Annotated in this window: 6 protein-coding genes; 2 read left to right on the top strand and 4 right to left on the bottom strand. The window is 74.2% G+C overall.

What is annotated here, in order from left to right; genetic code table 11:
- Positions 1-138: 138 nt before the first annotated feature.
- Positions 139-1,404 (bottom strand): MFS transporter, encoded by a 1,266-nt coding sequence (locus BJP40_RS04795; protein WP_071278844.1) that lies wholly within the window; start codon positions 1,402-1,404, stop codon positions 139-141.
- Positions 1,401-3,287: a WD40 repeat domain-containing protein gene (locus BJP40_RS33975; RefSeq protein ID WP_071278842.1), complete on the bottom strand. Its 1,887-nt coding sequence runs from the start codon at positions 3,285-3,287 to the stop codon at positions 1,401-1,403. Before BJP40_RS33975 ends, BJP40_RS04795 begins: the two co-directional genes overlap by 4 nt.
- A gap of 497 nt (positions 3,288-3,784) precedes the next feature.
- Between BJP40_RS33975 and cutA the strand changes: the two genes are divergently transcribed.
- Together cutA and BJP40_RS04780 are read left to right on the top strand one after the other, a co-directional pair.
- On the top strand, positions 3,785-4,102 hold the full coding sequence (gene cutA / locus BJP40_RS04785) for a divalent-cation tolerance protein CutA (protein ID WP_071278840.1): 318 nt from the start codon (positions 3,785-3,787) through the stop codon (positions 4,100-4,102).
- Positions 4,103-4,418: 316 nt separating this feature from the next.
- Positions 4,419-4,865 (top strand): gamma-glutamylcyclotransferase, encoded by a 447-nt coding sequence (locus BJP40_RS04780; protein ID WP_071278846.1) that lies wholly within the window; start codon positions 4,419-4,421, stop codon positions 4,863-4,865.
- Here the strand turns inward: BJP40_RS04780 and BJP40_RS04775 are convergent.
- Complete coding sequence (locus BJP40_RS04775) at positions 4,801-6,927, bottom strand: molybdopterin oxidoreductase family protein (RefSeq protein ID WP_071278838.1); 2,127 nt, start codon at positions 6,925-6,927, stop codon at positions 4,801-4,803. The two genes, BJP40_RS04780 and BJP40_RS04775, sit on opposite strands and share 65 nt — an antisense overlap.
- Positions 6,928-7,066: 139 nt before the next feature.
- A partial coding sequence (locus BJP40_RS04770) for a vancomycin high temperature exclusion protein (protein ID WP_071278836.1) occupies positions 7,067-7,583 on the bottom strand: 517 nt, incomplete at its 5' end.

Raw genomic sequence — 7,583 nt, 5'->3', positions numbered from 1 at the left:
CATAGAGGGCGGGGCCGGCGGGGGTGGTGAGCGTGCCCCACTGGTCGGCCGCCGGGGCGGGGTCGCGGCCGGGACGCGGGCCGGCTGCCGCCTCTTCGTCGGCTGGGTGCGGGGTGCGCGCCCTGCTCGTGCCGTCGCTCATGGTGTGACGGCCTCCTCTCGTGACGGGGTCTGCGGGGCTTTCTGCGCCCACTGCCGCCAGGTGCGCCACAGCCACAGCAGGCCGGCGAGCTGGACGCAGCCGAAGACGGCGAAGGTGGCGGAGCCGCCGAGGGCGTCGGCGAGCGCGGGCACGACCAGCGGGCCGGCCAGCACGGGAAGGCCGAGGACGAGGTCGACGATCCCGCCCACGCGGCCCAGGGCGTCGGCCGGTACGAACTGGAAGACCATCAGGTCGCTCGCGACGCCGAGCGCGCTCTGGAACCCGAACATGACGACCATCGCGCCGACGAAGACGGCCAGTGAACCGGACGCCATCAGCAGCAGCGCCACGCCCATGCCGAGCGTGCCGACGAGCACGATCGCCCGGAACGGGAAGGTCTTGCGCTCGGACACGAGCACCGTCCCGAGGACGCCGGCGATCCGCACCGCCACCAGCACCAGTCCCACGCTCTGCGGCGTCAGCTGCCAGTCGTCCTGGAGCCGGAACAGCGACAGGGTCATCGTGCCGGTGGTGCCGACCAGCAGCATGGGGACGAACACGAGGATCGCGTGCAGCAGCACGGGCGTGCCGAGCATGACCCGCCCGCCGTCGACCAGTCCCCGCACGACGCCCCCGCCGCCGGAGGCGGCCCGGCGCGGGGGGTGGATCCCCATGAGCCACACGGCGATGGGCGCGAAGAACGTCAGCACGTTGAACCAGAGCAGTCCGGCGTAGCCGACCCACAGCAGCGCGACGCTGACCAGGAGCGGACCGACGACGTTGGTGACGGTGTAGAGGCTGCCGAGGCTCGCCCGGGAGCGGACCGGGTTGTCGGGGAACATGTGGGCCACGCCCGTCATCCAGCCCATCCGGTAGCCGGCGCCGCCGATCTGCACGAGCGCGCCGAAGACGAACAGCGGCCAGACGGGGGCGTCCTCGGCGAGCCCGGTGAGGTTCAGGGCGATGGCGGCGGCCGCCTGGACCAGCAGCCCGGGCACCACCAGCACCCGGGCGCCGTGGCGGTCGACGACGGCGCCGAGCAGCGGGGCCAGCAGCAGCGTGGCGGGGGTGAGCACGGCCAGCATCGCCATCACGGCCAGCGAGCCGGTGCGTTCGTAGACGAACAGCGGGAGGGCCACCGTGTAGACGGCCTCACCGATGTTGTTGACGACGTTGCCGACGGCGAAGATCCGGAACCTCCGGTCCCGCCAGGGGGACGGCCGGGCCTCCGTGGCGGCCGTCCCGCCGTCCCCACCGGTCACGGCGTGGTCCTCTGCCGGGGCAGGAGCAGGTCCCGCACGCGGGTCAGCGGGGCCTTGACGCCCTCGCCGCCCGTGCGGAACACCCGGATCCAGCCGCCCCGGCCACCGACGAGGAGGACGTGGCCGTCCTCGAACGGCACCGCGGCGACCGCCTTGGCGAAGTCCGGCAGGTCCTCGACGAGGGCCAGGATCTCGGTGGACTCGCGCTCGTAGACGCCGAGCTGGGCGCCGTAGGACACGGCGTACACGCGGTCGGGCAGCACCACGCCGTTCTCGACGGTGTTGTCGAGCAGCTCGGTCCAGCGGTGGGTGACCTTCCGCTCGCTGACGGAGATCCGCTTGAAGCCGTTCTCGCCGCTGACGATCAGGGTGTCGGCGTCCTCGGCCCACATGCGCTTCGGGTACTCGGTGGTGTCCAGCTCCCACAGCACCTCCTGCCGGTCGGCGGCGAAGGCGGCGACGAGGCCGGTGCTGGAGGCGACGATCCGCTCCCCGCCGGGCAGGTAGCAGCCGGCCCAGGCGGACGCCCGCCCGATGTCGATGCGGGCGATCACCTCGCCGGTGGCCGCGTCCAGCTCGTCCACGCCGTCGTTGTGGCAGGCCAGCAGCCTGCTGTGGTCCGGCGAGCCGGAGACGGTGTGGGCGAGGGCGGCCACGCGGTGGCGCCACAGGATCTCGCCGGTCCGGGTGGCGCGGAACACCCACCGGTCGCGGGTGACGCCCGCCCAGCCGCCCGGCAACGGCACCACGCGGCGGGTGAAGCCCATGCCGTGCACCAGATGGTCGCGCACGGCGAGGCGGGGCTCGCCGACCGGGTCGGTGGCCAGGGACAGCACGGCGACGCCGTCGTCGGTCGCGGCGTACAGCTCCGCCGGGTCGTCGGCGGACTGCCGGATGTCCCACACGCACTGGCGGCGGAAGGGGGCGCGGGCGAGGACCTCGCGGCCGTCGGCGCTGAGCCGGCGGATGTCGCCGTCCTGGGTCAGGGTGTAGAGGGTGCCGTCGTCGCCGACGGTGAAGTCGGTGAGCTGGTGGGAGAAGCCGGTGACGGTGTCGGCGATCCTCGGCTCCGGGGAGGTGTTGTCCAGCAGGTGCAGCACGCCGTCGAACCCGCCGACGTAGACGGTCCGGTGGTCCGGGGAGAAGGCGAGGAACTCGACGTCGTCGCGGGCCAGCAGCACCTGGTGGGTGATGGTGCCCTGGGCGTCGAGGGTGAGGACGCCGTTGGCGATGTTGTCGTTCTCGTCGGTGCCGTCGTCCTGGGTGGCCCAGAAGCGGTGGTGCAGCGGGTCGTAGAGGATGCGGTGGATGTTGCCGCCGTCGGCGCGCACCACGGTGGGGAAGTCGAGCCTCTCCAGGTCGCCGAGGAAGACCCGGCCGGCCTTGTCGGAGGCGGCGTCCACGTCCGGGTGGTCCTGGCAGAACCACTCCAGGGGCACGTGCCCGGCGAACGACGGCTCGACGCGTTCGACGGCGAAGGTCTCCAGGTCGAGGACGGCCATCTGCCGGTAGCCGTTGTTGACGTACACCTTGCCCCGGTGGACGGTGATGCCGCGGCTCATCACCGGGGAGGGCTCCTCGCCGTCCATCAGCTCCGTGTGGTCGGCGGTGTGGTCCGCGTCGAGGACGTCGACGAGGTCCAGGGTGTCCAGCCGCCACCGCAGCAGCGTGCCCCGCTTGTCCCGGCCGACCACCCACGGTCCGGAGGCGGTGACCGTGTAGACCGGGGCGTGCCCCGCGGCCACGGTGCCGGTCGGCGCCGGCGACGACCTGACGACCTGCAGGTCCCCGTCGAGCAGGTGGATACGGCCCGTCACGTCGGCTGCCAGCAGTCCTGCGTCCGGCACGTACTCGATCCGCACGACGCGGTCGGTCAACTCCATGTCTGGCTCCTCATGTGGGTGTGGTGGGGCGCACTCGTGTGCAGGGACCTGACGGGAAAGCGGCGTGGCGGGCACCGCGGAGTCCGCCGTGCCCGCCACGCGCGGGACCCTGATCAGTGGTTCACGATCAGAAGGCCGCCTTGCGGGAGCTGACGCCCCGACGAACCGGCTTGCGCACCATGGCCTTTCCTCCTCTCCTGAGTCGTACGGGCAGGACACGGGCCGGCACCCGGTGGTGCCGGCCCGGCCGGCGCGGTGACGGATCAGTTGATGACGGACTTGCGGGAGCTCACACCGCGGCGAACCGGCTTGCGGATCATGGCGTTACCTCCTCTCGGAGTGCGTCTGCGCCGTCCGATGTCCGGCGCGTACGTCAGCTTGGGGCCCGGCCCTCGAAGGCGGCTCGTGGTCCGGTGGCCCGGGGCTCGAAGCGTGGACGTGACCGGTCGGGGCCGCGGATGTGATGCTGGGGAAGGAGAGACGAGGAGCGTGACGACATGACGCCGGCCCTGACCGTCCTGACCACCACCGACAGCGCGGCGAAGGCCGAGGAACTGGCGCGCGGAGCCGTGGGGGCGAGACTCGCGGCGTGCGCGCAGATCTCGGCGCCCGTGACGTCGGTCTACCGGTGGGAGGGCGCGGTCGAGTCCGCCCGGGAGTGGCAGGTGCTGTTCAAGACGGCCGACGACCGGTACACCGCGCTGGAGGCGTACCTGCGGGAGCACCACCCGTACGACACACCGGAGATCATCGCGACACCGGTGCTGCGCGGGAGCGCGGAGTACCTGGCGTGGATCACGCGGGAGACCCGGTGAGCGGGCGGGCGTTCCGGACGGGCGGGGCGGCGGCGCGCCGCTGCGCCACGGGGGAGCGCCGGTGACCGGGGTGGCGTCCCGCGGACGGGGGCCGGCGGCCGGGACGCCCCGCCGTACGGGCGGGGAAGTGCCGCACGACGGGGGACGGCCGGCGGCCGGGGCGCCGCACCCCGCGGGCACGGCTGAGGACGAGCTGCCGTACGGCGGAGGGCATGCGGCGGCAGGAGCGCCGCACCGCGCGGGTCGGCCCGCGGCCGGGCGGCACCGCACGGTCGCGGCCGGGGCCCCCGACCCGGGGGGAGAACCCGGATCGGAGCTGCCGTTCTTCGTGTACGGGACGCTGCGGCCGGGCGGGCGCAACCACGGCCGGTACCTGGCGGGCCGCACCGTGTCCGAGGAGCCCGCCAGGCTGCCGGGCGCCCTGCTGCACGACGGGCCGGGCTACCCGTACCTGCGGCTCGGCGGCACGGGCACGGTGGTGGGGGACCTCATGTGGGCGGCGCCCGGCGGGTACCGCGCGCTGCTGGACGCCCTGGACCGGCTGGAGGGCCGCCTGGGCCCGGGCGATCCGCGCAACCTGTACGAGCGGGTGGTGTGCGGCGCCGTCCGCGTGCGGGACGGGGCGGAGGTACGGGCGTGGGTGTACGTGGCGGCGGCCCGCACCGTGGTGGGGCCGCCGCTGGCGGGCGGGGACTGGCTCAGCCGTCCGACGGGGCCGGGTCGTTCGGCGTCACCGGTTCCAGGCGGACCGCGCACACCTTGAACTCCGGCATCTTCGACGTGGGGTCGAGGGCCGGGTTCGTGAGGGTGTTGGCGCGCCCCTCGCCGTACCAGTGGAACGGCATGAACACCGTGTCGGGCCGGATGGCCGTGGTCAGCCGGGCCGGGGCGACCGCCCGGCCCCGCCGCGAGACGACGGCCACGGGCTCGCCGTCCGCCACGCCGACGCGCTCGGCGAGCCGCGGGTGCAGTTCGACGAACGGCTCGGGGGCGGCGGCGTTCAGCTCGGCGACCCGCCGGGTCTGGGCGCCCGACTGGTAGTGGGAGACCACGCGGCCGGTCGTCAGGATGACGGGGTAGGCGTCGTCCGGCTCCTCCCCCGCCGGACGGTGGGTGACGGGCACGAACCGGGCGCGGCCGTCGGGGGTGGCGAACCGGTCGAGGAAGAGCCGCGGGGTGCCGGGGTGGTCGGGGCCGGGGCAGGGCCAGAAGACGCCGTCCTCCTCGGCGATGCGCCGGTAGCTGATGCCGGAGTAGTCGGCGAGACCGCCCGCGGAGGCGCGGCGCAGCTCGTCGAAGACCTCCTCCGGGTCGGTGGGGAAGCCCTTCTCCCAGCCGAGCCGCCCGGCGAGCGCGTGCATGACCTCCAGGTCGCTGCGGACGCCTTCGGGCGGGGTGAGGGCGCGGCGGCGCAGCAGCACGCGGCCCTCCAGGTTCGTCATCGTGCCGGTCTCCTCCGCCCACTGCGTCACGGGCAGCACCACGTCGGCGAGCGCGGCGGTCTCGGAGAGCACGACGTCGGCGACGGCGAGGAAGTCGAGGGACCTCAGCCGGTCCTCGACGTGTCCGGCGCGCGGCGCGGAGACGACCGGGTTGGAGCCCATGACGAGCAGCGCCTTCACGTCCCGGCCGAGCGCGTCGAGCAGTTCGTAGGCGCTGCGGCCCGGTCCGGGCAGCACGTCCGGGTCGACGCCCCACACGGAGGCGACGTGGGCACGGGCCGCCGGGTCGTCGAGCTTGCGGTAGCCGGGGAGCTGGTCGGCCTTCTGACCGTGCTCGCGGCCGCCCTGGCCGTTGCCCTGGCCGGTGAGGCAGCCGTACCCGGAGTGCGGGCGGCCGGGCCGGCCGGTGGCCAGGCACAGGTTGATCCAGGCGCCCACGGTGTCGGTGCCCTTGGCCTGCTGCTCGGGCCCGCGGGCGGTGAGCACCATCGCGCTGTCGGCGTCGCAGAACATCCGCACGGTCTCGCGCAGTTGCGGCACCGGGACACCGGTGAGCCGCTCGACCATCGCGGGCCAGTGGGACATGGCGGCGGCGCGGGCCTCCTCCCAGCCGGTGGTGCGCTCCCGTACGTAGTCCTCGTCGACCCGGCCCTCGGCGACGACGAGATGCAGCAGTCCGAGGGCGAGGGCCAGGTCGGTGCCGGGGCGGGGCGCCAGGTGCAGGTCGGCCTGCTCGGCGGTGCGGGTGCGGCGCGGGTCGATGACGACGAGCCTGCCGCCGTTCTCCTTCAGCTCCGTGAGGTAGCGCAGCGCCGGGGGCATGGTCTCGGCGATGTTGGAGCCGACCAGGATGACGCAGCCGCTGCGCGGGACGTCCTCCAACGGGAAGGGCATGCCCCGGTCCACCCCGAACGCCCTGGTGTGCGCGGCGGCCGCCGACGACATGCAGAAGCGGCCGTTGTAGTCGATCTGCGAGGTGCCGAGGACGAGGCGGGCGAACTTGCCGAGGCTGTACGCCTTCTCGTTGGTGAGCCCGCCGCCGCCGAACACCCCGACCCCGTCGGGTCCGTACGTCTCCCGGGTGCGCCGCAGTCCGTCGGCGACGGCCCGCAGCGCCTCCTCCCAGCCTGCCGGTTCGAGCGCGCCTGTGGCGTGGTTCCGGATCAGCGGCCCGGTGAGCCGGACGCGGGAGGACAGCACGGCGGGCGCGGTGCGCCCCTTGCCGCACAGGGCACCCCGGTTGACGGGGAAGTCCGTACGCTCCACTACCTCGACCCCGCCCTGCGGGTCCTGGGCGGGCCGGAGGTTCATCCCGCACTGCAGGGCGCAGTACGGGCAGTGGGTGGCGGTGGTGGAGGGGGAGGTTGCGGCGGCGGCGAGCATGGCACCGAGCGTGCGACGCGCGTGTTACGGCCGCGGTCACGCCGTATTACGCACGGGGTACGTCGCGCTCCGGGCGTGCGGCCCGGTGCGGTGAGCGGCGGCGGCCCGGTCCGGAGCCCGCCGGGAGGCCCGTCCGGGGCTACTCCGCCGAGGCCAGGGCCTCCCGGACGCCGCTCTCCTCGCGCCCCAGGAACGTCGGGTCCGGTCGGAGGACGACGTCGAGCGCGGCCTTCCCGGCGGCGGCGAGCTCGCGGACGCCCCCGTAGTACCAGACGGCGTCGTGCAGTTCCGCGACCCCGACGCCGTACGCTTCGACTCCCGCCGCCTGGCAGAGGGTGACCGCGCGCCGGACGTGGAAGCCCTGGGTCACGAGGACGGCGCGGTCCACGCCGAAGATCCTCTTCGCGCGCACGCAGGAGTCCCAGCTGTCGAACCCGGCGTAGTCACTGACGATCCGCCCGTCCGGCACCCCGCGCTCGACGAGGTACGTGCGCATCGCGTCCGGCTCGTCGTACTCGACGCGCGAGTTGTCACCGGTGACGAGGACGACCTTGACCTTGCCGGTGCGGTACAGCTCGGCGGCCGTGTCGAGCCGGTGCGCCAGGTACGGGGTCGGGCGGCCGTTCCACAGCCCGGCGCCGAAGACGACGGCGACG

This window comes from Streptomyces sp. CC53 (genome assembly GCF_001865245.1).
Lineage (GTDB): Bacteria > Actinomycetota > Actinomycetes > Streptomycetales > Streptomycetaceae > Streptomyces.
This window is presented reverse-complemented; position numbering and strand designations above follow the sequence as displayed.

What these genes read in the sequence shown, in the direction of transcription:
- BJP40_RS33975 (WP_071278842.1), bottom strand. Translation starts at nt 3,287, where the DNA reads ATGGAGTTGACCGACCGCGTCGTGCGGATCGAGTACGTGCCGGACGCA.
- cutA (WP_071278840.1), top strand. Translation starts at nt 3,785, where the DNA reads ATGACGCCGGCCCTGACCGTCCTGACCACCACCGACAGCGCGGCGAAG.
- BJP40_RS04775 (WP_071278838.1), bottom strand. Translation starts at nt 6,927, where the DNA reads ATGCTCGCCGCCGCCGCAACCTCCCCCTCCACCACCGCCACCCACTGC.